Origin of the sequence: Xanthobacter flavus (assembly GCF_017875275.1) — a bacterium.
Classification (GTDB): domain Bacteria; phylum Pseudomonadota; class Alphaproteobacteria; order Rhizobiales; family Xanthobacteraceae; genus Xanthobacter; species Xanthobacter flavus_A.
In genome coordinates, this window is record NZ_JAGGML010000001.1 from 1,869,798 (window position 1) to 1,893,877 (window position 24,080).

The 24,080-nt window shown below is 68.8% G+C and carries 25 protein-coding genes; 2 read left to right on the forward strand and 23 right to left on the reverse strand.

Annotated elements, in window-relative coordinates:
* Positions 1-88: 88 nt before the first annotated feature.
* Both J2126_RS09015 and J2126_RS09020 read left to right on the forward strand, forming a co-directional pair.
* Complete coding sequence (locus tag J2126_RS09015) at positions 89-1,378, forward strand: EAL domain-containing response regulator (protein ID WP_209485895.1); 1,290 nt, start codon at positions 89-91, stop codon at positions 1,376-1,378.
* Between the two features lie 58 nt (positions 1,379-1,436).
* Complete coding sequence (locus tag J2126_RS09020; protein WP_209485900.1) at positions 1,437-2,252, forward strand: response regulator; 816 nt, start codon at positions 1,437-1,439, stop codon at positions 2,250-2,252.
* Positions 2,253-2,320: 68 nt separating this feature from the next.
* Here the strand turns inward: J2126_RS09020 and J2126_RS09025 are convergent, their stop codons facing one another.
* From J2126_RS09025 to J2126_RS09135, 23 genes are all read right to left on the reverse strand, one after another.
* Positions 2,321-3,997, reverse strand: a complete 1,677-nt coding sequence (locus J2126_RS09025; protein WP_209485902.1) for a methyl-accepting chemotaxis protein — start codon at positions 3,995-3,997, stop codon at positions 2,321-2,323.
* 122 nt (positions 3,998-4,119) lie between these two features.
* Positions 4,120-4,791 carry a response regulator transcription factor gene (locus tag J2126_RS09030; RefSeq protein ID WP_209485904.1) on the reverse strand — a complete coding sequence of 224 codons (672 nt, stop codon included), beginning with the start codon at positions 4,789-4,791 and terminating at the stop codon, positions 4,120-4,122.
* 317 nt (positions 4,792-5,108) lie between these two features.
* Positions 5,109-5,954 (reverse strand): CheR family methyltransferase, encoded by an 846-nt coding sequence (locus tag J2126_RS09035; RefSeq protein WP_209485906.1) that lies wholly within the window; start codon positions 5,952-5,954, stop codon positions 5,109-5,111.
* Positions 5,951-7,093 carry a protein-glutamate methylesterase/protein-glutamine glutaminase gene (locus tag J2126_RS09040; RefSeq protein WP_245327257.1) on the reverse strand — a complete coding sequence of 381 codons (1,143 nt, stop codon included), beginning with the start codon at positions 7,091-7,093 and terminating at the stop codon, positions 5,951-5,953. Before J2126_RS09040 ends, J2126_RS09035 begins: the two co-directional genes overlap by 4 nt.
* A complete protein-coding gene (locus J2126_RS09045) occupies positions 7,093-7,470 on the reverse strand; it encodes a response regulator (protein WP_029555998.1) in 378 nt (125 codons plus the stop codon). Before J2126_RS09045 ends, J2126_RS09040 begins: the two co-directional genes overlap by 1 nt.
* Positions 7,471-7,980, reverse strand: a complete 510-nt coding sequence (locus tag J2126_RS09050) for a chemotaxis protein CheW (protein WP_209485908.1) — start codon at positions 7,978-7,980, stop codon at positions 7,471-7,473.
* Entirely contained in the window at positions 7,977-10,667 is a 2,691-nt protein-coding gene (locus J2126_RS09055; RefSeq protein WP_209485917.1) for a hybrid sensor histidine kinase/response regulator, read from the reverse strand. The genes J2126_RS09050 and J2126_RS09055 overlap by 4 nt, the downstream gene beginning before the upstream one ends.
* 75 nt (positions 10,668-10,742) lie before the next feature.
* Complete coding sequence (locus J2126_RS09060) at positions 10,743-11,300, reverse strand: hypothetical protein (protein ID WP_209485920.1); 558 nt, start codon at positions 11,298-11,300, stop codon at positions 10,743-10,745.
* Positions 11,297-11,692: a hypothetical protein gene (locus J2126_RS09065; RefSeq protein WP_209485922.1), complete on the reverse strand. Its 396-nt coding sequence runs from the start codon at positions 11,690-11,692 to the stop codon at positions 11,297-11,299. Before J2126_RS09065 ends, J2126_RS09060 begins: the two co-directional genes overlap by 4 nt.
* The gene (locus J2126_RS09070) at positions 11,689-12,288 is read right to left on the reverse strand and encodes a rod-binding protein (RefSeq protein WP_209485924.1); all 600 of its coding nucleotides are present in this window, start codon (positions 12,286-12,288) and stop codon (positions 11,689-11,691) included. The genes J2126_RS09065 and J2126_RS09070 overlap by 4 nt, the downstream gene beginning before the upstream one ends.
* 50 nt (positions 12,289-12,338) lie before the next feature.
* Entirely contained in the window at positions 12,339-12,740 is a 402-nt protein-coding gene (locus tag J2126_RS09075; RefSeq protein ID WP_209485926.1) for a hypothetical protein, read from the reverse strand.
* A 2-nt stretch (positions 12,741-12,742) separates the two neighbouring features.
* A complete protein-coding gene (locus tag J2126_RS09080) occupies positions 12,743-13,513 on the reverse strand; it encodes a flagellar biosynthetic protein FliR (protein WP_209485928.1) in 771 nt (256 codons plus the stop codon).
* Positions 13,510-15,594, reverse strand: a complete 2,085-nt coding sequence (gene flhA, locus J2126_RS09085; RefSeq protein ID WP_209485930.1) for a flagellar biosynthesis protein FlhA — start codon at positions 15,592-15,594, stop codon at positions 13,510-13,512. The genes J2126_RS09080 and flhA overlap by 4 nt, the downstream gene beginning before the upstream one ends.
* 24 nt (positions 15,595-15,618) lie before the next feature.
* On the reverse strand, positions 15,619-15,885 hold the full coding sequence (gene fliQ / locus J2126_RS09090; RefSeq protein WP_169124842.1) for a flagellar biosynthesis protein FliQ: 267 nt from the start codon (positions 15,883-15,885) through the stop codon (positions 15,619-15,621).
* A gap of 2 nt (positions 15,886-15,887) precedes the next feature.
* Positions 15,888-16,295, reverse strand: a complete 408-nt coding sequence (gene flgD, locus J2126_RS09095) for a flagellar hook assembly protein FlgD (RefSeq protein WP_209485932.1) — start codon at positions 16,293-16,295, stop codon at positions 15,888-15,890.
* 81 nt (positions 16,296-16,376) lie between these two features.
* Positions 16,377-16,790, reverse strand: a complete 414-nt coding sequence (gene flbT, locus J2126_RS09100) for a flagellar biosynthesis repressor FlbT (RefSeq protein ID WP_245327258.1) — start codon at positions 16,788-16,790, stop codon at positions 16,377-16,379.
* Positions 16,787-17,134: a flagellar biosynthesis regulator FlaF gene (gene flaF / locus J2126_RS09105; RefSeq protein WP_209485934.1), complete on the reverse strand. Its 348-nt coding sequence runs from the start codon at positions 17,132-17,134 to the stop codon at positions 16,787-16,789. The genes flbT and flaF overlap by 4 nt, the downstream gene beginning before the upstream one ends.
* 14 nt (positions 17,135-17,148) lie before the next feature.
* On the reverse strand, positions 17,149-18,198 hold the full coding sequence (locus tag J2126_RS09110; protein WP_209485936.1) for a flagellar hook-associated family protein: 1,050 nt from the start codon (positions 18,196-18,198) through the stop codon (positions 17,149-17,151).
* 3 nt (positions 18,199-18,201) lie between these two features.
* Positions 18,202-19,656: a flagellar hook-associated protein FlgK gene (gene flgK, locus J2126_RS09115; RefSeq protein ID WP_209485937.1), complete on the reverse strand. Its 1,455-nt coding sequence runs from the start codon at positions 19,654-19,656 to the stop codon at positions 18,202-18,204.
* A 32-nt stretch (positions 19,657-19,688) separates the two neighbouring features.
* Complete coding sequence (locus J2126_RS09120) at positions 19,689-20,945, reverse strand: flagellar hook protein FlgE (protein ID WP_209485939.1); 1,257 nt, start codon at positions 20,943-20,945, stop codon at positions 19,689-19,691.
* A 119-nt stretch (positions 20,946-21,064) separates the two neighbouring features.
* Positions 21,065-22,402 carry a flagellar protein export ATPase FliI gene (gene fliI, locus J2126_RS09125; RefSeq protein WP_209485941.1) on the reverse strand — a complete coding sequence of 446 codons (1,338 nt, stop codon included), beginning with the start codon at positions 22,400-22,402 and terminating at the stop codon, positions 21,065-21,067.
* The gene (gene flgF / locus J2126_RS09130) at positions 22,399-23,121 is read right to left on the reverse strand and encodes a flagellar basal-body rod protein FlgF (RefSeq protein ID WP_209485947.1); all 723 of its coding nucleotides are present in this window, start codon (positions 23,119-23,121) and stop codon (positions 22,399-22,401) included. Before flgF ends, fliI begins: the two co-directional genes overlap by 4 nt.
* A 1-nt stretch (position 23,122) precedes the next feature.
* The gene (locus tag J2126_RS09135; RefSeq protein ID WP_209485950.1) at positions 23,123-23,887 is read right to left on the reverse strand and encodes a DUF1217 domain-containing protein; all 765 of its coding nucleotides are present in this window, start codon (positions 23,885-23,887) and stop codon (positions 23,123-23,125) included.
* Between the last annotated feature and the right edge of the window lie 193 nt (positions 23,888-24,080).

The window sequence follows — 24,080 nt, forward strand, 5'->3', positions numbered from 1 at the left end:
AGATGACAAACGGAGTGAAATATGAGCCCATAGATTGGAATTTTTCCAACCCGGCCAGAAAGATGGCGGCCAGCGCGAGGTGTATTTGATGCCGCAGGCTGCCGCACCACCCAAAGTGCCCCCGGGGCGTGGCAAGCTTCGGCGCATCCTTATTCTTGACGACGATGCGGCTTTTCGCGAAGACCTAGCGGAATACCTTACTTTCGCCGGCCATACGGTAAGCCATACCTCCGATCCCACGGATGTGACCCCACGGAGCCTGTGCGATACCGACATCCTCCTGCTTGACCTGAACATGCCGGGCGTCGACGGTGTGGACGTACTGCGCAACCTCTGCCGGTGCGTTCTCAGCGCCCAGGTGGTCCTCATCAGCGGCAGTGACAAGGATGTGATCGAAGCGGCCGCCGAGGCCGGGAGGATGAGCAACATCCGGATCCTCGGCACCCTCCACAAGCCGTTCGATCCCGAGGAATTGCTCACACTCATCGGCGGCGAGGCGGCCGAGGCGAGCATCCACCACGCCACCGCCCGCGCTCCCTCCGTTTCGCAGGTGGCCGAGGCGGTGGAGGCGGCGATCGCGGGCGGCACGGTGCCGGTGATGTTCCAGCCCAAGTGCCGTCCCGGCGACCGCGCCTTCGGCGGTGCCGAGGCACTGCTAGGCGATGTCTGGCCGGGCCTCGGCCGCATCTCCCCGTCAGCGATCATCGAGGCGGCCGGCACGATGCCGGGCCTGCTGCGGCGGCTGACCCTCGAGGTGGTGGAGCGCGCGGCCCGGGGCGGCGCCGCCTGGCGCGCGGCCCGGGGCGGCGCCGCCTGGCGCGCGGCCGGGCTCGACGGTCCGGTCAGCATCAACATGACCCTGGACCTTCTGACCGAGCCCCGCGCCCCGGCGCTGCTCGCAGAAACCGTCAGGGCAGCCGGCCTTGCCCCCTCCGACGTGATCCTGGAGCTGACCGAGGACGCGATCTACGATTCCTCCAGCGACGCGCTGATGGCCCTCGCCCAGGTGCGCATGGCCGGCTTCGGCGTCGCGCTGGACGATGTGGGGCAGCGCCAGAGCGGCCTGCTCCAGCTGGCCCGCCTGCCCATCACCGAGCTCAAGATCGACCGCGCCCTCGTCGTCCAGTCCCGGGGCACCGAAAAATCCCGCAGCATTCTGGAGGCTCTGATCGAGCTTGGCCATCGCCTCGGCCTGAAGGTGGTCGCCGAGGGCGTGGAAACGGAAGAGGATTTGTCCCGCGTCAAGGCCATGGGCGTGGATCTGGTCCAGGGTTTTGTCATTTCCCGCAAACTCGCCCTTGCCGAATTCATCGCGATGTTCAAGGAATGGAGACAATCCGGCGCCACAATCACGGTCGCCGGCCCAGAGAAAGCTTGACCGAGGACGCCCCCGAGGACCCAACCCACGACCTAACCCCAGGACGCCAAGCTGAAGAATGCGTAACGACAGCTCCAAGGGCGGATGGGCCGAGGCCGCGACCGCCGAGCCGCAGGTACTTCTGGTCGATGACGACCGCGACGTGCTGGAAGAGCTGCACGACGGCCTCTCGATGCTGGGCATTGCCTCGCTCACCGCCACCACGGCGGTGGAAGCGCTGGACCTCGTGCAGCGCAACGATCCCCTGAAAGTGATCGTGACCGATCTCCAGATGCCGCGCATCGACGGCATCGAGCTTCTGCAGAAGCTCTCGGTGCGGCGCCGCAAGCATCCCATGGCCGCCATCGTCATCACCGGCCACGCCTCCCTCGACCGGGCCGTGGGCGCGCTGCGCCTCCAGGCGGTGGATTTCCTCCAGAAGCCGCTTCTCGCCGAGGAGGTGGCGCACGCCATCCACCGCGCCCTCGCCATCGTCGAGGACGAGGCGCTGAACGCGAACGGCGAGGACGACCTGCCCGCCACGATCGCCCGGCCCAATTACATGAAGGCGCTCGTCGCCGCCCGGGCCGACCGGGACGCCATCTTCCAGACCGGGCTGTTCTCCGATCCCGCGTGGGAGATGATGCTCGACCTCGCGGTGGCGGAGGCGAGCGCCCGGCCCATCTCCGTCACCAGCCTGTGCATCGCCTCCGGCGCGCCCACCACCACGGCGCTGCGCCGCATCGATGATCTGGAGGAGGCGGGGCTGGTGAAGCGCGTGCCCGACGGCCGCGACCGCCGGCGCATCCTGGTGGTGCTCACCGAGCAGGGGCGCGGCCGCATGGAGGCCTTCGTGCAGCGGCAGGCCGACCGCTTCGGCATCAAGCTCGACTGAACGCGACGAGACAAACGAAAAGGGCCGGTGTCTCGCGACACCGGCCCTCTTTCTTTGCGCGGCGCGGATCAGGCAGCGCGCAGGGTGGAGACGAAGCTCGTCACCTCGCGCTGGAGGTCCTGCGACTGCTCGGAGAGCGCCGAGGAGAGGCTCATGAGCTGGGTCGCGGCGGAGCCGGTCATGCCGGCGGCCTGGCCGACGCCCGACATGTTGTTCGTCACCTGGGTGGCGCCCTGCGCGGCGCGGTGGGTGTTGGCGGCGATCTCGCTGGTGGCGGCCCGCTGCTCCTCCACCGCACCGGCGATGATGGCGGTGAGGTCACGCACGTTGTTGATGGTGGTCACGATGCTCTGGATGGAGGTCACCGTGGCGGAGGTCGCGTGCTGGATCTCGCCGATCTTCATGGAGATCTCGTCCGTGGCCTTCGCCGTCTGGGCGGCGAGTTCCTTCACCTCGGAGGCGACCACCGCGAAGCCGCGACCCGCATCGCCCGCCCGCGCCGCCTCGATGGTGGCGTTGAGGGCGAGGAGGTTGGTCTGCTCGGCGATCTCCTTGATGAGGTTCAGCACCTGCCCGATGGACTGGGCCGCCTCGGAGAGCTGGCGGATGTTGTCGTTGGTGCGCTCGGCCTCATCCGCCGCCGACCGGGCGATGACGGCGGAGTTCGACACCTGGTCGCTCATCTCGCGGATGGAGGCGGACAGCTCCTCGGCAGAAGCCGCGACCGTCTGCACGTTGTCCGAGGCCCCCTCGGCGGCGAGCGTCACCGACTGGGCCTGGCGGGACGTCTCCTCCGCCGTGGCGGAGAGGTTGCGGGCGGCGTCGGCCACCTCGCCGGACGAGCCGGAGAAGCGCTCGGCGAGGGCGCCCATGCGGCTCTGGAAGGCGTTGGCGATGTTGGCGCGCTCGGCGATGAGCTGCTGCGCCATCTCCTCCTCCTTGCGCTTCTGCTCGGCGCGCAGGTTCTCGGTCTCGACGAGGCCGTCGCGGAACACCTCGAGGGTGCGGGCGATGTCGCCGATCTCGTTCTTCGTCTCGCGGTTCGGCACCTGCGTATCCAGCGCGCCGCCGGCGATCTTGCCCATCGCATCAGTGACGCGGTTGAGCGGGCGGGTGATGCCGAACAGGATGAAGGCAACGGCCGCAAGACCGAGCACGAGCTGCGCGACCACGGCGAGGATCAGGACCGATTGCGCGGTCTCGTAGTCTTGGGCGGCGCGGGTCTCGGCGTCGGCCGCCCCCTTGTTGTTGATATCGATACTCTTCGCAAGGCTGAGCATCACGGCATCGAAGACACCGACGCTCTTGTTGGCGAGCTCGATGGCGGCGTCCTCCTGCCCGGCGCGGTGCTTGCCCAAGAGTTCGCCCTGCACCTGGACATACTCCGCCCAGCGCACCAACACGTCGTTCCACAGCGAGCGCTCCTCCGGCGAGGAGATCAGCTTCTCATACTCTCCCGTAGCCTTGCCGGTCTCCCCGATGAGGCGGCTCATGCGGTCCGCCAGGGCCGCGCTCTCCTTGGGCTCGGTGACCAGCAGGGTGCGCATGGCGGCGACGCGGACACGGGTCATTGCATACTTGACCTCGCCCAGCGCACGCACGCTCGGCAGCCAGTTCTCCGCCAGTTCGTCGACATTCTGGTTGATGTGGGCGAGCTTGCTCAGGGCAAGCGCGCCCTGCCCTGCCGCCAGAGCGACCAGGACGAGGTAGAGGCCGATCAATGTACTCTTGACGGTCAGACGCATGTTTGTCTCCCCTTTTTCGGGTATTTCTGAACTTGTCTCAGGACTGAAAGACAAAGATACGCCTTTTCATACTCACCCAAGCTGGATTGGAGCTTGCGCTACCGAGAGTACTACCCGCGCCGTCAGCCGACGTACTGGTATCCGAGATAGCGGCGGGCATCGATCACGTCGCGGCCGAGCTGCAGGCGCAGCTTCTTGCGCAGCTTGCTCATGTGGCCCTCGACCACGCTCTCGTCCACGTCCTCGTTGAAGATGCCGTAGATGGTGTTGAAGATCTGGGTCTTGGTGACCCGGCGCTTGGAGTTCTTCACCAGATATTCGAGGATGTGCCGCTCACGGCGCGGCAGGGCCAAGGGCGCGCCGTCCACCTCGGGGTCGCGGCCGTCGAAGAACACGCGCAGGCGCTCGTCGGACGGCATCTGGATGTCGCCGGAACGCACCCGCCGCCACACCGCGTCCGCGCGGGCCACGATCTCGCGCACGTGGACGGGCTTTCGCACCACGTCGTCGATGCCGGCGGTGAAGAGTTCCAGCGTCTGGGTCAGGGACTTCACGTCCTCCAGCGCGATGATGGGCGCCGGGCTGTGCGAGCGGATGAGGTCGGGATAGGTGATGCGCGCGTCGGATTCCCCGATCAGGAAGCTTTCCACCGCGCCGAGATCCTGGTCCGAGGTGGTCTCGATCCAGTCGCGGAATTCGCTACCCGTGAAACCCTGCGAAGAAAAACCCTCGCGGGAGAACGCCGAAACATAGCTTTCGGCAACAGAGGCCCGCTCATCAACGACGACGTACATGATTCCCTCCATCATGTCTTAAAGGGTTCGTGTCGCCGGCATCGATGTCTTAACGATTTATTTCGCGTCAGGCGACGCAAAATCCCTAGGACGATGGCACAGAACGGGCAATCTGAAGAGTAACGGGTTTGGAAGCGAATTGACTGCCAGATCGGAGTGGTCGCGGCCTCACCCCCTACGAAAGACGAAAGCCGGCGGCGGATTCTGCATCCGCGGCGCCGGCTCTGGAGTTTTGAGGGCATTCTCGCTCCGGATTGGCTCCGATCCGGAACGATCCCCGCCGCGGGCTGGGCGCCGGCGGCCGGCGAAAGCTCGTGCTAGCGCCGGGCGGCGACGATCGTCGACGGCGCGCGGGTGTGGACGTAGGTGCCGCGATGATCGGGGAGCGGGCGGAAGGCATCGCAGATGCCGATGGCCGTCTCCGCCCCGCCGAGCTGGAGGAAGCCATCCGGCGCGAGCTGGCGCGACATGCGGGCGAGGATGTCGGCCTTGGTGGGCACGTCGAAATAGATCAGCACGTTGCGGCACATGATGAGATCGAACGTACCGAGCCCGGTGTACGGGTCGAGCAGGTTGAACTTGCGATACTCCACCACGGACTTCAGCTGCGGCACGACCTCCCACCAGTCGCCCGACTTCACGAAATACTTGAGCAGCTGCTGCACCGAGAGGCCGCGCTGCACCTCGAACTGATTGTAGCGGCCGGCGCGGGCCCGCTCCAGCACGTCGCTGGAAATGTCCGTGCCGAGGATATGCACCCGCCGCCCGCCGGTCAGCTCGGGCCGCTCGGCCAGCAGCATGGCGATGGAATAGGGCTCCTGGCCCGTGGAGGCGGCGGCGCACCAGATGCGCAGCGTGTGGGTCTTCAGCCGCGACGCGCACAAGGCCGGAAGCAGCGAGCGGGCCATGTCCTCGAACGGCACCTTGTCGCGGAAGAACAGGGATTCGTTCGTGGTCATCGCCTCAACCACCGCTTCCGCGATGATGGGCGCCTCGTTGCTCTTCAAGATCTCCGCCAGCCGCGCGAAATCGGGGATGGCGAAGCGGTTGAGCAGCGGGATGAGGCGGCTTTCGAGGAGATAATGCTTGTCGTCGGTGAGGATAAGCCCCGACCTGTCTTTCAGGAACCGGGCGAAGAAGTCGTAGTCCGCGGGGCGGATCATCCGCGCCTCCTCGCAAGCATGGCGATGACCTTGGGTCCGATGGCCTGGAGCGGGAGCACCTCGCTGGCGTTCCCCGCATGGGCGGTGGCGCCGGGCATGCCCCAGACCACGCTCGTCTCCTCGTCCTGCACGATGACGCTGCCGCCCGCGTCGGCGATGAGGCCGGCGCCCCGCGCGCCGTCGCTGCCCATGCCGGTCAGCACGAGCGCGAGGGCGTTGCGGCGATAGATCTGCGCCACCGTGTCGAACATGGGGTCCACGGCCGGCTTGCAGAAATTCACGGGCGGTCCGTCGGAGAGGCGGATGAGCGTGCGCGGCCCGTCGCGCTCCAGCAGCATGTGCTTGCCGCCGGGGGCAATGTAGATGTGCCCGGCGCGCAGCGCCTCGCCCTCCTGCCCCTCGGCCGCCTGACGGCCGGCAGCGCGGCTGACGTGCTCGGCCAGGAGCGCGGTGAAGGTTGCCGGCATGTGCTGCGTGATGACCACCGGGATGCGCTCGATATAGGGCCCGAGCACGGCGAACAGGCGGGTGAGCGCCTGCGGCCCGCCCGTGGAGCTGCCCACGGCGATCAGCGAGATGTCGGACGCGGAATAGGGTCGCAAACGGATCGGTCCCCTTGGCAGGCTGGCGGCCGCCGCCTGCGGCTGCAGGGAGGGCGGCGGCAAGGCGGGCGCGCGGCCGGCCTGCCGCAGCACCTTCAGGCCGAGGCTGCGCACCTTCTCCATCAGCTCGCGCTTGAAGTCGTCGGTGGCAAACGTGCCCTTGGTGGCGTCCGGCTTCGGCAGATAGTCGGCGGCGCCCAGCGTGAGCGCCTTGAGGCTGATCTCCGCGCCCCGGCGGGAGAGGGCCGAGGCGACGATGACCGTCGTGTTGCGCCGCTGCTTGAGGATGAGCGGCAGAGCGGTGAGGCCGTCCATCTCCGGCATCTCGAGGTCGAGGATGACCACGTCGGGCTGCACCCGCTCAAGATCGCCGAGGGCGGCCTTGCCGTTGGAATAGGTGCCGACCAGCTCGAAGGCCGGGTCGTCCGAGAGCCAGCGGGCGATGATGCCGCGCACGAACACGCTGTCGTCCACCACCATCACGCGGATGGCGGTGCCCGGCGTTGCCGTCGCCGGCGGGGAGGAAGGTTGCGGCATCAGTCCACCCTGTCCAGGAGACCCACGGCCTCGAGCTTCTCGCGCAGGATTTCGGAATCGAACGGCTTCATGATGTATTCATCCGCGCCGAGCGAGACGGCGCGGGCGATATGCTCCATGTCGTTCTTGGCGGTGCAGAAGATGACCTTCGGCGTCCGTCCCGCCTCGGTGGAGCGCAACTGCTCCAGCACGGCGAGGCCGTCCGTCACCGGCATGGACCAGTCGAGCAGGATGGCGTCGGGCATCGCCCGCGCGCACATCTCCAGCGCCGGGGCGCCGTCCGCCGCCTCCTCCACGCAGAAGCCGAGATCTTCCAGGATGCCGCGGGCAACCTTGCGGACGACGCTGGAGTCGTCCACCACAAGACAGGTCTTCATTCAAAGCTCCGCGCGTTTGCCGGCATCCTGGCGGGCGACGGCCGAGCCGGCCCGCTCCAGCACCAGGTCCACGTTGAGGATCAGCATCAGGTCGCCGGAGAGGCGATGGACGCCGGCGGCCACCTGCGCCCAGCGCGGGTCGAGGTTGGCCGGGTTCGGTTCGCGACGCGCGGCATCGAGGGACAGCACCTCGCCCACGTCGTCGATGATGAGGCCGAAGGCCTCGCCATGGTGCTCGATGCCCACCGCCATGGGCGCGCCCTCGGCATCCGGCAGCGACAGCAGGCGCCGCATGGCCACCATGGTGACGATGCGGCCGCGCAGGTTCAGCACGCCGGCGATCTCGCCTGGGGCCAGCGGCACGCGGGTGATGGCTTCCGGCACGAACACCTCGTGCACCAGCGCGATGGGCAGGCCGAACAATTGCGGCCCGATGCGCACCGTCACGTACTGGATCACGTCATGCGCGGACTGGGCCGCGTCGGGGGTCAGGGGTGTGTGGGCGTTCATGCGGCAATTCCCTGTCGGCCGGTGAATTCCTTCAGCGCGGCGATGAGGCCGGGGCGGTCGAACTTGGCGACGCAGTCGGTGAAGCCCACGGCGCGGCCCCGCTCCAGCGCGTCGCGGTCCTGCGCGGTGGCGAGCGCGATGATGGGCACCGCGCGGATGCGCGGGTCGCCGCGCACGGCGGCGGCCAGGGCGAAGCCGTCCATGCCCGGCAGGTCCACGTCGCTGACGATGGCGTCGAAGCCATCTTCCTCGCCGAGCCGCGCCAGTGCCTCGCCGGCGGAGGCGCAGGCCGTGACCTCGTAGCCGTTGCCGTTGAGCATGGGCGCGAGCAGGTCGCGGTGGAACGGGCTGTCATCCACCAGCAGCAGCCGCGGCCGCTCCGCCGGACGGACGAGATGGCGGAAGCGCTCGCCGAAGGCCACCTGCGTATAGAAGGCGACGTCGAGGATCTCGGTGGCCTGCCCCGACAGGACGGCCGCGCCGAGCACCTCCGGCATGTTGGAGGGCGACAGCTCCATGTCGAGCTCGGCCTCCACGATGTCGACGATCTCGTCCACCACCAGGCCCATGACGCGCACGCCATCGGCGAACACCAGCATGGGCTGGGTGCCCTGCGCCACGCGCTGCACCTCCTCGTTGGCGTAGAGCACGGGGATGAGAGCGCCGCGATACTGCAGCACCGGGTAGCCGTTGACCCGCTCGATGCGCGCCACCTCCAGCTCCTCGATGCGGGTGACGAGGCCGAGGGGTACCGCCTTGAGATCGCGGGAGCCGGCGCGGAACAGCAGCAGCGACGAGCGCTTCTGCGCGGCGCGCGCCTGACGCCCGGCGCCGTGCCGGCCGACATCCTCGGCGGCACCGCCGCGCGCCGCGGCATGCTGGGCGAGGCCGGAAGGATCGAGGATCATGATGACCCGCCCGTCACCGAGGATGGTGCTGCCCGACACCATGGGCAGCTGGCGCAGCGCCGAGGCCATGGGCTTCACCACGATCTCCTCGGTGTGGGACACCGCCTCCACCACCACGCCAAAGGTCTGGTGCCCCACCTTCATCACCACGATGAGCGCCCGCTCCCACAGCGCCTCCTCGCGCCCGTCGCCCTCCGGCGCGAGGCCGAGCAGGCCGCCGAGGCTGACGATGGGCAGCAGACGGTCGCGCAGGGCGAGGACCGGCGAATTGTTGAGCCAGGTGATCTCGTGGTCCGAGCCTGCCTGCACCCGCACCAGTTCCTCCACCGCGCTCTGCGGCAGGGCGAAGCGCTCGCCGGCGGCGCGCACGATGAGGGCCGGGACGATGGCGAGGGTGAGCGGGATCTTGATGACGAAGGTGGAGCCCTCGCCCGGCCGCGACCGCACGTCCACCGTGCCGCCGATGGATTCCAGGTTCGAGCGCACCACATCCATGCCGACGCCGCGGCCGGAGACGCTGGTGACCTTGCTGGCGGTGGAGAGGCCGGCATGGAAGATGAAGCGGAACACCTGCGCGTCCGGCATCTTCGCCAGCTCCGCCTCGGTGGCGAGACCGTTCTCCAGCGCCTTCTGCTTGATGCGCGCCACGTCCAGCCCGCGGCCGTCGTCGGAAATCTCGACGATGACGTGGCCGCCCTCATGATAGGCGGACAGGCGGATGAGGCCGCGCTCGGACTTGCCGGCGGCGCGGCGCTGCTCGGGCATTTCCAGCCCATGGTCGGCGGAGTTGCGGACCATGTGGGTGAGCGGGTCCTTGATCTGGTCCAGCACCTGCCGGTCCAGCTCCGTGTCGGCGCCCACCTGCTCCAGCTCGATCTGCTTGCCCAGCTCCTGCGCGAGATCGCGCACGATGCGCGGCAGCTTCTGCCAGGCATTGCCGATGGGCTGCATGCGCGTGCGCATGACCGCCTCCTGCAGTTCGCCCGTCACGTTGGAGAGGCGCTGCAGGGAGACCTTGTATTCCGGCTCGTCGTGGCGGCGGGCGATCTCCATCAGCTGGTTGCGGGTCAGCACCAGCTCGGAGACCATGGTCATCAATTGCTCCAGCACCCCCACGTTGACGCGGATGGACTGGGCGGCGACGCCGTGGCCATCGCCGGCGGACGGGGCGCCTTGGGGGGCACTTTGGGCCGCCTCCGCCGGGGGCGGGCTCTTGGCCACCGGCGCGGGGGCCGGAGCCGAGGCCGGCGCGGGCGCGGCGGCGGGGGGCTCCACCTTGGTCTCGCGGAAGATGCGGTCCAGCTCGTCCAGCGACAGCTCTCCGGGCAGCAGCGGGCGCTCCAGCGTCTGCACCGGCTGGGCCGGCGGCGGAGGTGGCGGGGGAGATGCGACGGGCGCGTCCACGGCCTCCGCCATGGCTTCGAGCAGCGCGATGAGATCGCGGTCCTCGCCCTCGGGCTCGGCGCCCTCGCTCTCCTCCACATGCTGGAGCAGGAGCTTGATGCGATCGATGGTCGACAGCACCAGCCCGACCGCCTCGGTGGTGACGGGACGGCCCTCCCGGAAGCGGTCCATCAGCGTCTCGGCCGCGTGGGCGAGGGCCGCGAGGCGCGGCAGGCCGATGAAGCCGCAGGTGCCCTTGATGGTGTGCACCAGGCGGAAGATGTTGTTGAGAATCTGCGCGTTGTTCGGGTCCTGCTCGAACTTCACGAGCTCCACGTCGGCGACGTCGAGGCTCTCGCTGGTCTCGGTCAGGAACTCGCGCAAGAGATCATCCATGATCCTGGCTCCGGGGCGGTGCGGCGCGGCCGCTTACAAGGTGGGAGAAGTCTGCGAGGATGTGGGGGCGCATGCTCAGTGCCCGCCCTTCGGCTTGGCATCGGCCTCGCCGTGGCCGCCGGATTTGTCACCGGATTTGCCCGCCGGCTTCTCGCCCGGGGCGCTGGCGACATTGACGCCGACGCCGGAGCGCATGTCCGTCTTGTCGATATAGTTGAGTGAATCCACGAGCACCTCGCGGATCACCTCACCCTTGAGATAGGTGTTGGTGCTCGTCTTGATGCGGCCGAGCATCTCGGGAAGATTATACTTGGTGATCTTGCCGCTCTCGATGCGGCCGTTCACATAGATCTCGCTGAAGGCGGCATTCACCGCGAAGACGGTGGGCTCCAGGGGGAGCCTGCGCAGTTCGGCGGCATCGGCGGTGATGACGAACTTCGCCAGCACGTAGCCCTGCAATTTGCCGTCCACGATCATGGGCACCGTGACGGCGGGCAGGCGGCGATATTCGAGGCCGGCGAGATAGGGCTCCTCGCTCTTGCGCGGCGTGCCCGCCGCATACCAGGCCGCCGCATAGCTGGAGCCGAGCCCCACGAGGCAGGCCCACACGCCGATGATGACGAAGCGGATCATGCCCCCGCCCCCGCGCGCGCCGCATGGGCGGAATGCGCCGAATAGGTGCCGTCCGATTCCGCCTCGGCGAGCGCCCGGTCGAGGATGGCGCCGACCTCGCGCGCGGCGGCGATGCGCAGGGCGATGACATAGAGGTTGCGATCGAGCTTCGCCTTCAGCCGCGCGAGCCGCGCGGCCGTGGCGGCATCGAGCCGGTCCGGCAGCCCGCGCATGACGCGGCTCAGTTCCAGCAAGGCGCGGCTCTTGCGCCGGTTGATCTCCACGAGGTCAAGGGCGCCGCGCGCCTCGAACGCGGCATTCTCCAGATCGATAATCTCTTCCAGCCGGTCGAGGGCGCTGATGAGGGTGGCGACCGCAGGGGGCCGGCTCGGCGCGTCGAGATCCAAGCTCATGCCGCGCCTCCCTTCGCCCGCGCGAAGACGGCCGACGACGTGCCGAGGCGCGCGGCGAGGCCGATGCCGCCGGCGCGGGCCGCCTCCTCGCCCACCTTCTGGGTGAGCAGCGATTTCCACGTGTCGCCGGCGGTGCCGGAGCCGAACATGGAGGATTTCGAGGTCGCGCCCTTCGCCGGCATCATGGTGTCGAGGAACTGGGAGAGCACCATGGCCTCGAACTTCTGGAGCGAGGCCGCCCCCGGGGTAGCGGCGTTCGGCGTGCCGGCCAGCGGCGCGGCGCCGGTGCCGCCGCCCGCATGGTGGGGGCCGAGGGCATGGGCGTTCTTCAGCCCGGTGAGGCTGGCGCCGGAAAAGGCGACGCCGGGCGGGATCAGCGCCGCGGCGGCGGCCGCGGCATCCTTGTCTCCGCGCGCAGCCAGTTTTTCAGTCCGCGCGGTGGCCTTCGCCTCGGCCACCGTATCCAGCTCGGTGCGGAAGGCGCCGTCGGGCGCGGGGGTGAGGGCCTGAAGCTTGCCCATCACCTGCCGTGCGCGGGCGGCGTCTGCGGCCTGCATCACGTCGAAGACGAGGTCGGACGGCGGGGAGATGCCCATGGCGCGGCTTCCATCGAAAACGGTTCGGCAGCCACCCTGCCCCGCCATGCTTATGCGAGGCTTGCACGCCCGCTGGAGATGAGGCTCGCCTCGGCGATGGCGTCGGTGGCCGCGCGCTCATCCTCGGCGCGGGCGAGGCGGCCGGTCGCCTCCGCATGGCGCTCGGCGCGCTTCAGGGTGAAGCTTTCCGCCTTCACCTGATCGGCAGCCGTCGCCTCGGCGGCAAGGGCCTGCTGGCGGGCGAGGGCGACCCGCTCCAGCCGGCGCGCCACGTTCTCCAGCATCAAAGGCGCGAAATGCCCGTCATCGAGGGCGGCAAGAAGGTCCGCCGTCTCGCCGTCGAGCCGCACGCCCTCCCGCACCGCGTCCGCATGGCGGGTCTCGGCGGCGCGCTTCAACTGCCGCTGGACGGCGACGAGGCGCTCGGCCTTCCTGTGGCGCGCCTTCTCCATGCTCAGCCCACCCTCAGCCATTGCGAGAAGGCGACGAGGAAGGCCGAGAGCAGCGGCTCCACGCTCACGTAGAGCAGAAGCAACCCGCCCGCCGTGACGAAGGGTGTCGCCACAAAATAGACCGGGACCTGCGGCGTGAACTTGTTGATGAGGCCCACCGCGAAATTCACCATCACCGAATAGAGGATGAACGGGCCGCAGAGCCGCACCGCCACCAGGAACACCGCCGTCATCTGGTCCACGAGATCGACCAGCGCCGGCCGCACCGCGAGCAGGCTGCCCGGCGGCACGCGGGAAAAGCTGTCCACCAGCCCCTTCACCAGCTCCAGATGCAGGTCGGCGACGAAGATGAGGGCGGTGGCGGCGAAGACGATGAGGGTGGCGAGGATCGGCAATTGCTCGTCCTCCTCCACCGACACGCCCGGCATGGGCGAGACCCCAACCGCCTGGGCGATGAAGCTGGTGGCGAACTGCAGCCCCGTCACATAGAGCCGCGCCAGAAGCCCGATGAGGAGGCCCGTGAGAAGCTCGCCGGCGATCATGAAGACGAAATCTCCCGAACCCGCCGTCCGCACCCGCGGCGCCACCTGGTCCAGCACCAGCGGCAGGAAAGCGAAGGAGAGGGCGAGCGCCAGGAACACCTTGACGCGCATGGGAATGTGCCGGCCGCCGATGCCCGGCATCAGCATCAGCGCGCCGCCCACCCGGCAAAAGACGAGGAAGGCGGCGAGCACCGCCTCGCGCGCGAGCAGGCTCACGGCGCCGGAGGTCACGAGATGGCGCCCAGCGCCTTGATCTCCACCCCGCGCGCGATCTCCACATGGGAGAGCACGGGCAGCGAGGGGAACATGCGCTCCACGATCATGCGCACATAGGGCCGCGCATCCGGCGCGGTGACGAGCACGAAGGGCGCGCCCGCCTTCATGCGCTCGCGCACGGCGGTGGCCGCTTCCGTGCCGAACTGCTCCACGAGGCGCGGGTCGATGTCGAACTCGATCACCTCGCCCTTGGCGTCGCGCTTGAGGCTCTGGTGGAAGGCGAGGTCCCAGCGGCTGCCGAGGCGCAGCACGTTCAAGACGCCGCCCTCGGCGAGATCGCCGCAGATCTGCTGCGCCATGCGCATGCGCACATGCTCGGCCACCTGCTCGGAGCGCCGCGCGTGGGGGACGATCTCCGCGACCGCCTCCAGGATGAGATGCAGGTTGCGGATGGAGACGCGCTCCGCCAGCAACAGCTTCAGCACCGCCTGCAGGCCGGAATAGGAAATCTGCGCCGGGCAGATGTCCTCCACGAGGCGCTTGTATTCGGGGTCGAGCCGGTCGATCAGCGCCCGCATGCTCTTGTAGGACAAAAGCTGCGGCAGGTTGTTGGCGATGGCCTCGGAGAGGTGGGTCAGGATGACGGTGAGATTGTCCACCGGCGCGAAGCCCTCGCGCTTCACCTCGGTGGCGTAGGCCTCCGGAATCCACATGGCCTTCATGCCGAACGCCGGCTCGCGCGCCTCGTCGCCCGGCACGTCCGGCGGCGCGCCGTCGCCCACCACCACGAGCAGTTCGCCGATGCGCATCTCCTGCGCCGCCAAGACCGTGCCGTGCATCTTGATCTGGTAGCCCTTGGCCGGCGCGGCGAGGCTCTCCGACATGCGGATGTCCGGCACCACGAAGCCGTAGCGCAGGGCGAACTTGCGCCGCATCTTGCCGAGCCGGTTGCCGAGCTCCGAGGGCGTCCTCAGCACCTGTGTCGCCAGTTGCTTGCCGACGCACACCTCGATCTCGGCGGTCTTCAGCTGCTCCTTTACGGACTCCCGCGCCTCGCGGTCCGCCAGTTGCTTCGCATCGGCCTCGCGCGCGTCGGCATCCGCCTTCTGTTTGGCGAGCTGGCGCGGCACCGACCAGCCGACGAAGGCCATCATGCCGCCGATGAGCGCGAAGGGCAGGAACGGCAGGCCGGGCACCAGCGCGAGGGCGAAGAGCAGGCCGGCCGCCACGAACAGCGCCCGCGGATAGGCGCCGAGCTGGCCCAGTACCGCCTTTTCCGCCCGCCCCCGCGTGCCGCCCTTGGAGACGAGCAGGCCGGCGGAGAGGGAGACGACGAGGGCCGGGATCTGCGACACGAGGCCGTCACCCACGGAGAGGCGGGTGAAGATGTCGGCGGCGTCGGCGATGGGCATCTTGTGCCGCGTGACGCCGATGATGATGCCGCCGAAAATGTTCACCGCGATAATGATGAGGCTCGCCACCGCCTCGCCGCGCACGAATTTGGAGGCGCCGTCCATCGAGCCGAAGAAGGCGCTCTCCTCCTCCAGCTCGGCGCGGCGGCGCTGCGCCTCCTTGTCGTCGATGAGGCCGGCGTTGAGATCGGCGTCAATGGCCATCTGCTTGCCGGGGATGGCATCGAGCGTGAAGCGCGCGCCCACCTCCGCGATGCGGGTCGCGCCCTTGGTGATGACGAGGAAGTTCACCGTCACCAGGATCAGGAACACCACGATGCCGATGACGAAATCGCCGCTCATGACGAGCTGCGAGAAGCCGTGGATGATGTGCCCGGCCGCGCTCACCCCCTCGGAGCCGTGGGCGAGGATGAGGCGCGTCGTCGCCACGCCGAGGCCGAGGCGCAGCAGCGTCGCGATGAGGAGGACGGTGGGAAAGGCGGAGAATTCCAGCGGCTTGTCGATCCACAACGCCACCATCAGGATCAGCACCGACAGCGCGATGGAGAGCGCGAGGCCGATGTCGATGAGCGTGGGCGGGATGGGCAGGAACAGGATGGCGAGAATCGCCACCATGCCCAGGGCGAAGCCGATGTCGCGGCGCGAGCCCTGCGCTGCCGGCGCGCGCGCCGTGATGTCGGACATGGATCAGGTTCCCGCAGAATGAGATCAGAAGCCGCTGGCGATGCGGCCGTAGATTTCCTCGGTGAAGGCCATGATCTGGGCCCCCATGAAGGAACCCGTCACCGCCGCCACCACCAGCACCGCGACGATCTTCGGCACGAAAGTGAGGGTGACTTCCTGGATCTGCGTCAGCGCCTGGAACAGGGCGACGAGGATGCCGATGAGCATGGCCGCGGCCACCGCCGGTCCGGCGGCGACGAGGATGGTCCAGATGGCCGAATGGACGATGCCGAGCGCATCCGCCTCGTTCATCGTCAGCTCACCGTGACGCCGGGGCCGATGAGCAGGCTCTTGCCGTTCGAGAGCTGCGCCAGCGGCCCGTCGCTGGTGATCTCCACCGAGGTGACCTTGCCGCTGATGCTGCCGTCGGCGGAGGTGACGGTGTGGCCGAGCGCGAGGTTGGCGGTCTGCAAGGCACTGGCGGCCAGCAGCGATTCCAGCTTGGAATTGCTCGCCACCTGCTGCTCGACTTGAGAGAACGAAGCGAGCTGCGACATGTAGGCGGTGGAATCCATGGGCTGGGTCGGATCCTGGTTCTGCAGCTGCGCCACCAGGAGCTGGAGGAAGGCGTTGTAGTCGATGCTGTTCGCCTTGCCGGCCGAGGCCGTCTTGCCGTTTGCGGCGGCGCCGGCCGCCGGGGCGACGCTCTGGACCTGGGTCATGCTGCTGTCTCCTTCCTCACGCCGCGTCCTGCCGCCCTTCTCACCCGCGAGGATTGCGCGAGGCCGACTTCGCGAAATCCCTCATGCGGCGCGGTGCGGCTGGGTGCAGGCGAGAACCACCTCTTCCTGCGGGAACATGCCCCGGAGCGCCTTCAGCGCCTCGAAGGCCCGGCCCTCGCTGACGAGCCGGCCCACCGCGTCGAGGTTCAACAGGATCGCGGGGTTGGAGAAGGTGGTCATCAGCGCGGCCAGATGGCGGAAGAACAGCCGGCGGGCGGCATCCGCATTGGCCGGGTCCACCAGCAGTGACTGCGCGACGAAGTAGAGCTGGCGCAGCGGCGTGGTGGTGTCTTCCGGCTGCATGACGTGGCTTTCCAGCAGGAAGGTCGCGTCATTGAGCAACTCCAGCGTCACCTTGCGGTCCGCCTGAAAGACCGCGCCGTTCAGGAACAGCTTTTCGCCAGCCTTGAGGGAGATGTGCATGGATTTCGTCATTTCAGGCCATCCCGGATCGCAGTATTGATATCGATGAGCAGGCCGATGCTGCCTCCGGTGCCGGAGATCAGCCGGTCGCATTCCTGGATCACGCCGAGGCCGAGGGAGGCGAGGGACGCGCGCAGCTCGCGCGGCAGCTCGTTGTTGGCGTCGGCGAGGTCGGCGATGAAGAAGCCCCAGAGCTTCTGGAGATAGGCCACCGCCGCCATCACTTCGCGCGAGCCCGGCTCCGCCTTCGCGGCGAGCGTGAGCAGCTCCACCGCCTTGTCGAGGGCGAGGCGTTCACGCTCGCGGTTGAGCGTCGCGGATTCGTCGAGAATTTCCGCGTAGGAGAAACGATACATCACGCACCCTCATGTCAGATGTAGTTCAGGATGCTCAGCTGCATCACCTTGGCGGTGGTCGCGTAGGACATCTGCAACTGGGTCGTCAGGGTGTCGAGGCGGGTCTTCGCCTCGGCGGGATCGACCCCTTCGAGGACGTTGATCCTCCGGTCGACGAGATCGGACACCCGGGCGAGGGCCTCGTCCGCCGCATCGACGCGGGTCTGGGACACCCCAAGCTGCGCGGACAGCGAAACCACCCCGCTCACGGCGGAACCGGCGACGGTCGCGGCCTTGTCCAGCATCACCTTGCGGGTGGCCTCGGAGAGGTTCGCCGTGCCCAGCTCCGACACCATGGTGAATGCCATGGCAAGGTTGCGCATGGCTGTCGTGTTGGCGGTGGTGGTGACGGGCACGCGCGCGGTGTCGGAAATCTGGCTGGTCAGCGCCTCGTCCGACGCGCTGGACCAGGTGGCGCCCCAGGCGGGATCGGCGAACAGGTCCTTGAACGCGCCGTCGAGGAAAGTGCCCATGTCGGCGGCCGAGATGTCCGCCACCTTCGGGTCCGCCTGCGGGTTCGCGGGATCAAGCCCGAAGGCGCTGGCGAAGGCCGCATCCACCGCCGCCTTGGGGCCGGTCGCGTAATCCGCCATCGGGGGCTCGGCGCTGTTGATGCCGGCGAACAGATAGCGCTGCCCGTCGGTGGCGTTCAGGTGGGCGGTGAAGGCCTCGAGCGCCGATTTCGCCTGATCCGCGAGGATGGCGCCGGATGAATTGCCCGCCTGCCCGGCGAGGATGTCCTTCAGGAACTGGTTGGCATCGTCCGAGATCTGCGAGAGCGCCACCTGGCTGTTGCCGAGGACGCTCGCGGCCAGCGCATTGCCCTGCTTCTGCGACAGGATCGCGCCGCGCGCCAGATGCAGCGCCACGCTCTCCCCCGTGGCGACGCCCAGCGTGAGGCCCACGTCCGCCTGCCGCCCGGTGGCGATCTCGGTGGTGGCCTTCGAGATGTCCGATTGCAGCTTCGGCAGCGCCGCGCGGGACGGGGAGGTCCAGGCGAGGGTGGAGATGTAGGTGCTGCGCATGGCTTAGCCGATCATCCGGAAGAGGCTGTCGTAGAGCTGGTTCACCACGCCCATGAGCTTGGAGGTGGCCTGATATCCGCGCTCCAGTTCGAGCTGGCTGGCGTATTCGTCGTCGAGGTTCACGCCGGTGGCGGCGGAGAGCGCGTTGGAGGCCTGCGCCAGCACGGTCTTTTCGGAATCGAGCCGCGTGTCCGCCGCCCTGCGCGCGCCTTGCAGCCAGCTCACCGAGGCGGTGCCGAAGGAGACGAGGCTCTGGTTGTCGGAGAGCTGCGCCGCCCCGTCATAGGCGCGCGGGGCGTCGAGCGCGGCGGAGAGCGCCTTCAGCCGTCCGGCGAAGCTCGCCGCGCCGGTGGTGTTGGCGGCGAAGGCCGCGCCGTTCATGCCGCCGTCGCGCAACAGGCGGATATCGCCACCCTGCGCCACGTCCACCGCCGCGTTCACCGCGAGCGTCCCGGCAAGGCCGGGCGACACGGCGCCGGGCACGGCGGCGCTGCCGGACGCCGGCACGAACAGGCCGGCGCGGGTGGTGCCCGCGCCGTCGGTCTCCTGGAAGGCGTCGGTGAGGCCGCGCGCGAGTTCATCCAGCTGCGTCTGGTAGGTGGAGGCGGCTTCGTCGCGCAATTGGGTGAGGCCGGCGATGCGGCCGGTGCGCACCGGCATGGTGGCATCGCGTCCCGTCACCGACACACCGTCCACGAACACGCTGCCACCTTGCGTCTTGGCATCGAGCGTATGGGACGGGGTGAAGCCAACGGAGCGGGCGGTGGTCTCGAACAGGGTCGCGCCACCCTCGGTGTAGATGACGATATCGTTGTTGGCCCGCGTCACCGTGGAGATGCCGATCTCCTCGGAGAGTTTGGCGAGGATGGAATCCCGCCGGTCCAGCGCATCGGTCATGTCGGCGCCGGCGGCGGAGCCCTTCACGATGGCGCTGTTCTCCGCCTCGAACTGGTGGAGGAGGTCGTTGACGTTGGCGACCGAGTTGGCGATCGCCGCATCCGCATCGGTGCGCACCTGCTGCACGGTGTCGGTTGCCGTGTTGAGGGTGGCAGCGACATCCTGCGCCGCCGTCACCGCCGCCTGGGCAAGGGTCATGTCGTCCGGCGTGTCGGCGGCGCGGGCCAGCGCATCCTTCAGCGTGCCGAGGCGGGCGACGGGGGAGGTCGGGTCCTGCGGGTCGCCCACCGTCTGGGCGAGGCGGCCGAGGCCATCGGCGAGGGCCTGCTGCGCGGCGCTGTCGGAGGTGGCGCCGAGCATCCGGTCGAACAGGGCGCTGCCGGTGGCGCGGGTGATGGAGACCACCCGCACCGAGCCGTCCGCCGCCGTGGTGGTGACGGCGATCTTGCGCGAGGCCGAGGCCTCGCCCGCCCCCGCCACGTTGCGGCTGGACAAAGCGATCTTCGCCGCATTGGCGGTGAGCGAGGATTGCGCCGTGTTGAAGGCGAGGGAAAGGCTCATGATGCACCCGTGCGCGCGGCGGCGCCGTCAGATCAGCGCTTCAGGTTCATCAGCACGTCGAGCAGCTCGGTGCCGGTCTGGAACACCTTGGAATTGGCGGTGTAGTCGCGCTGCGCCACGATCATGCGGGTCAGCTCGGAGGCCATGTCCACGTTGGACTGCTCGGTGGCGCCCGACAGCAGCGTGCCGGCCCCGCCCTCGTTGGGAAAGCCGACCTGGATGGCGCCGGATTCCAGCGTGGTGCTGTAGGCGTTGCCGGTGAGCGGCTCCAGCCGGTCGGGGCTTGCCACCGTGGCCAGCGGGATGCGGTAGATGGCGGATTTCCGGCCATTGGCATCGGTGGCGTAGACCGTGCCGTCCTTGGCGATGGAGAAGTCGGAAATGGCGCTCGGGGCATTGCCGTTCACGCTGGCGGTAAACGGCGTGTAGGGCGCCGCCAGCTGCGACATGCCGGAGAGATCGAGGGTCAGCGTCGCCCCGTTCGGCACGGCCAACGAGATGCTGTCGCCGGAAGCGAGCTTGCCGCTGGCGTCGAAGGTCAGGGTCTGGGTGGACAGCGGGCCGGAGGCATAGGGGAAGGTGCCGGTGGCGGGCGCGCCCGCCTGGTCATAGACCGCGAGCTGCCACGTATCCGGGTTCGCCGCCGTCTTGGTGAGATAGAGATCCAGCGTCACCGCATTGCCGAGATTGTCGTAGGCCACCAGCGAGGACTTCTCGGTGAAGCTCGCGCCCGCCACATTGGCGCCGGCGACGGGGGCGGTGGCGACCGGGGCATTGGACGGCAGGTTCGCCGCAAACGTGCCCTCGGTGGAGGGCGTCGCCGCGAGCTTGGTGTTCTGCAGATTGATGGGCACGAGGCCGGCCGTGCCGTTCAGCACCACGCTGGGATCACCCTTGGAGACGTCGTAGCCCATGAGGGTGAGGCCGGCGCTGTTCACGAGGTTGCCGGTGCTGGCATCCACCTGGAACGAGCCGGCGCGGGTCAGCTGGGTCTGGCCCGACGGGTCGTTGACGAGGAAGAAGCCCCCGCCCTGAATGGCGAGATCGGTGGAGGAGGAGGTGTAGTCCAGCGCCCCCTGCTGGGTGATGGCATAGCGCACATCCGTATTGACCGAGCCGGACTGATATTCCGTGCCGCCGGTCTCCAGCAGCAGGGAGGAGAATTCCGTGTCGGCGCGCTTGTAGCCCGTGGTGCCGGCATTGGCGATGTTGTCGGAGACCGTGCCGAGCAGGTTGGATTGCGCGGTCATCCCCGACACGCTGGTGCGCAGCATTCCGTAAAGGCTCATGGCTTCGTCCTCGTCGCGGTCTGGATATGGGGCGCGCCGCCCGCCCGGGGGCGGAGCCTGCGCCAGTGTCTTCGCCGCATCTGAGGGCGGATGGCTTGCGCGGGGCTGGAGTCAGCCGCTCAGGCCTTCAGTGCGGCGGCGAGGTCGGAGAAGGCGGCGAGGCTGGGCGGGGCGCCGGGGTCCTGCCGCAGGGCATCGTAGATGCGCGGCACGATGGCGACCGCCTGGTCCAGCTCGCCGTCGGCGCCGGGCTGGTAACCGCCCATGAGGCGCAGGTCGCTTGTGTCCTCGAAGCGGGCGATCATGGCCTTGAGCCGCCGCACCAGATCGCGCTCCGGCTCGCTCCACACCTCCCCCGCGAGGCGCGAGATGGAGCCGAGCAAATTGACGGCCGGAAAGCGCCCCTGATCGGCGATGGCGCGGTCGAGCACGATGTGCCCGTCGAGGGTGCCGCGGATGGCGTCGGCGACGGGATCGTTGTGGTCGTCGCCATCCACCAGCACGGAAAAGATGCCGGTGATGGCGCCCTCCCCTTCCAGGCCCGGCCCGGCGCGTTCCAGCAGCTTCGGCAGCGTGGAGAAAACGCTCGGCGCATAGCCCCGCGCCACCGCCGGCTCGCCCGCCGCCAGCGCCACGTCGCGGGCCGCATGCGCGTAACGGGTGACGGAATCGACGATGAGCAGCACGCTCTCGCCGGCATCCCGGAAATACTCGGCCACCGCCAGCGCCGCCTGCGGGGCGAGGCGGCGCATCATGGGGCTCTGGTCGGAGGTGGAGACGATGACCACCGCGCGGTCGCGGCTGGCGGCGAGCGGGCCTTCGAGAAACTCGCGCACCTCGCGCCCGCGCTCGCCCACCAGCGCCACCACCACCGTGTCGAAGCCGGCCGACCGGGCGAACATGGAGAGCAGCGTGGACTTGCCCACGCCCGAACCGGCGAAGATGCCGATGCGCTGGCCCTCGCAGAGGGGCGTGAAGATATCCACCGCGCGCACGCCGGTGACGAGGGGCCGGTGCACCCGCCCGCGCGCCATGGCGGGCGGCGGCTCGGCGTCGAGCGGCATGCGGCGCGGGCCGTGGGCGAGGGGTTCCGCGCGGTCGAGGGGACGGCCGAGGGCGTCGATCACGCGGCCCTTCCAGGAGCGGTCGGGACTGAGCGCGAGGGGGCCGATGCGGAAGGCCGGCGTGCCGATGCCCACCGCCACCCGCTCGTCGAACGGCTTCACCACCGCGCCCGCGCCATCGATGCGCACCACCTCGCCGATGCTGGTGCCGGAGGCCTGCTCAAAGCCCACGCGCTCGCCCAAAGTGACGAAGCTGGAGAGGCCGGAGACCCGCAGATGGGTCGGCGCCACCTCGCGAACGATGCCGCCGACGCGGACGAGGGGATTGTCCTCCAGCCCGCTTTCGACGGCCTGGCGCAGGCGCTGGAGCGCGTTGGTCGGCGGCGCGGTCATCCCGGACCAAGCTCGCGGATGGTCTGTGAGGTGGCATCCTCGGTCTGCGACACGGCGGAGGCGGCCATCTCGAAGGCGCGCTGCAAGGCGATGAGGCGCGTCATCTCGGTGACGGCATCCACGTTCGCGCCTTCCACGAAGCCCTGCCGCACCACGTTGCGGGTGTAGTCCTGCACCAGCGCGCCGGGCTTGTCCGGCACCACCAGCGCACCGTCGCGGCGGGTGAGCTTGGCGTCGTCCGGGATCAGGTACAGGCCGACGCGGCCGATGGGGCGGCGGTTCTGGGAGATGGAGCCATCGGTGCCGATGCGCACCGTGCCGCCGGTGGGATCGATGACCACCGGCGCACCGGATGCATCGAGGATGGGACGGCCGGAGAGGGTGCGCAACTCGCCCTCCGGGCTCATGCTCATGCGCCCGTCGCGGGTATAGGCGGTGGTCGCGCCGTCGCGCACCGCGAACCAGCCCTGGCCCTCCACCGCGATATCCAGCGGATTGCCGGTGGGGTTGATGGGGCCGGACTTGCGCGAGGTGTAGGTCTCGCCCGCGGAGGTAAACGACACGTCCTGCCCGCCCGCCTTGGAGACCAGCGACTCGAACCGCACCTCCTCGGCGCGGTAGCCGGCGGTGTTCAGGTTGGCGACATTGTTGGCGATGGTGGCGAGGCGCTTGTCGGCGGCGAATTGCGCCGAGAGCGAGACGTAGAGACCCGAGCCCATCTCAACCCCCGTATTTCAGGTTGAGGATGGAGAATGAGGCCGCGCTGGAGGTGCGGGCCGAGAACAGGTCCAGCACCGGCGTCGCGCTCATGGTCTGCGCCACGTCCCATTTCGCGCTGAAGCGGCGCAGCAGCGCGTCGAGCTTCGCCGGCTCCTTGAGATCCGCGATGTTCATCTGGGCCTTCACCGCCTTGGCCTGCTTCTCGATGGGCGCTGCCGCCATGGCATCGGGGAAGTCGAAGATGGTCTTCGTGACCTTCCACAGCGCGGGATCGGCGAGCAGGCCATAGACCGATTTCACCGTGGGCGCCTGGCGCTGGAAGTAGAGCGCGAGCTGCACGCCCTCGTTGCTGGTGCCCTGGTCCACCTCCAGCGCCTGGCGCACATAGCGGTCCACCACCTTCTGCCCGGCGTCGGGCAAGCGGGTGGCGGCGGCGCCGAGGCCCTGGAAATCGAAGACCTTCGCGAAAGCCTTGAAGCGGTCGTCGTTGAGCTTGTTGGCGAAGCTCTTGGGATCGGTGACGCCCTCCTTCAGCACCTTGCGCATGTAGCCCTTGGCATAGGCCATGTCCTCCAGGCCGAACGCCTTCATGGCATAGGTGAAGAGCCGGGTATCCTTGAGGAAACCCTCGATGCCCGTCACCTTGCCGATATGCTTGAGATAGTAGGCGGATTCGAGCGCCACCGGCTTCTCGGCCGCCTTGGCGGACAAGGAGCGCGTCATGTCGCGCGTCAGCTGGCGGTAGGTGAGGAGCGTGCTGTCCATATCGGCATCCGCAGGGAGCAGGGGCGCGCGGCGGCCCGCCGACGCGCGCCCCATCTCGCCCGCGCTGCCTTGCGCCAGCCTTGCGGGCGCAAGGGCTTCAATCTGTGGGGATTTTTCTGGGGGGATTTGTCCGGGATCAGCCCAGCGCGGACCGGAAGACGTCATCTCTGACACCCCCCGGTCCGGCCACCCC

What these genes read in the sequence shown, in the direction of transcription:
- fliQ (WP_169124842.1), bottom strand. Translation starts at nt 15,885, where the DNA reads ATGAACGAGGCGGATGCGCTCGGCATCGTCCATTCGGCCATCTGGACC.
- fliI (WP_209485941.1), bottom strand. Translation starts at nt 22,402, where the DNA reads ATGACCGCGCCGCCGACCAACGCGCTCCAGCGCCTGCGCCAGGCCGTC.
- J2126_RS09070 (WP_209485924.1), bottom strand. Translation starts at nt 12,288, where the DNA reads ATGGGCATCTCCCCGCCGTCCGACCTCGTCTTCGACGTGATGCAGGCC.
- J2126_RS09045 (WP_029555998.1), bottom strand. Translation starts at nt 7,470, where the DNA reads ATGAAGACCTGTCTTGTGGTGGACGACTCCAGCGTCGTCCGCAAGGTT.
- flbT (WP_245327258.1), bottom strand. Translation starts at nt 16,790, where the DNA reads ATGACGAAATCCATGCACATCTCCCTCAAGGCTGGCGAAAAGCTGTTC.
- flgD (WP_209485932.1), bottom strand. Translation starts at nt 16,295, where the DNA reads ATGACCCAGGTCCAGAGCGTCGCCCCGGCGGCCGGCGCCGCCGCAAAC.
- J2126_RS09020 (WP_209485900.1), top strand. Translation starts at nt 1,437, where the DNA reads ATGCGTAACGACAGCTCCAAGGGCGGATGGGCCGAGGCCGCGACCGCC.
- J2126_RS09015 (WP_209485895.1), top strand. Translation starts at nt 89, where the DNA reads ATGCCGCAGGCTGCCGCACCACCCAAAGTGCCCCCGGGGCGTGGCAAG.
- J2126_RS09055 (WP_209485917.1), bottom strand. Translation starts at nt 10,667, where the DNA reads ATGGATGATCTCTTGCGCGAGTTCCTGACCGAGACCAGCGAGAGCCTC.
- J2126_RS09135 (WP_209485950.1), bottom strand. Translation starts at nt 23,887, where the DNA reads ATGGACAGCACGCTCCTCACCTACCGCCAGCTGACGCGCGACATGACG.
- flgF (WP_209485947.1), bottom strand. Translation starts at nt 23,121, where the DNA reads ATGGGCTCGGGTCTCTACGTCTCGCTCTCGGCGCAATTCGCCGCCGAC.
- J2126_RS09060 (WP_209485920.1), bottom strand. Translation starts at nt 11,300, where the DNA reads ATGATCCGCTTCGTCATCATCGGCGTGTGGGCCTGCCTCGTGGGGCTC.
- flgK (WP_209485937.1), bottom strand. Translation starts at nt 19,656, where the DNA reads ATGAGCCTTTCCCTCGCCTTCAACACGGCGCAATCCTCGCTCACCGCC.
- J2126_RS09035 (WP_209485906.1), bottom strand. Translation starts at nt 5,954, where the DNA reads ATGATCCGCCCCGCGGACTACGACTTCTTCGCCCGGTTCCTGAAAGAC.
- J2126_RS09025 (WP_209485902.1), bottom strand. Translation starts at nt 3,997, where the DNA reads ATGCGTCTGACCGTCAAGAGTACATTGATCGGCCTCTACCTCGTCCTG.
- J2126_RS09050 (WP_209485908.1), bottom strand. Translation starts at nt 7,980, where the DNA reads ATGAACGCCCACACACCCCTGACCCCCGACGCGGCCCAGTCCGCGCAT.
- J2126_RS09030 (WP_209485904.1), bottom strand. Translation starts at nt 4,791, where the DNA reads ATGTACGTCGTCGTTGATGAGCGGGCCTCTGTTGCCGAAAGCTATGTT.
- J2126_RS09110 (WP_209485936.1), bottom strand. Translation starts at nt 18,198, where the DNA reads ATGCGCAGCACCTACATCTCCACCCTCGCCTGGACCTCCCCGTCCCGC.
- J2126_RS09120 (WP_209485939.1), bottom strand. Translation starts at nt 20,945, where the DNA reads ATGAGCCTTTACGGAATGCTGCGCACCAGCGTGTCGGGGATGACCGCG.
- J2126_RS09065 (WP_209485922.1), bottom strand. Translation starts at nt 11,692, where the DNA reads ATGAGCTTGGATCTCGACGCGCCGAGCCGGCCCCCTGCGGTCGCCACC.
- J2126_RS09040 (WP_245327257.1), bottom strand. Translation starts at nt 7,093, where the DNA reads ATGCCGCAACCTTCCTCCCCGCCGGCGACGGCAACGCCGGGCACCGCC.
- flaF (WP_209485934.1), bottom strand. Translation starts at nt 17,134, where the DNA reads ATGTATCGTTTCTCCTACGCGGAAATTCTCGACGAATCCGCGACGCTC.
- J2126_RS09075 (WP_209485926.1), bottom strand. Translation starts at nt 12,740, where the DNA reads ATGGAGAAGGCGCGCCACAGGAAGGCCGAGCGCCTCGTCGCCGTCCAG.
- flhA (WP_209485930.1), bottom strand. Translation starts at nt 15,594, where the DNA reads ATGTCCGACATCACGGCGCGCGCGCCGGCAGCGCAGGGCTCGCGCCGC.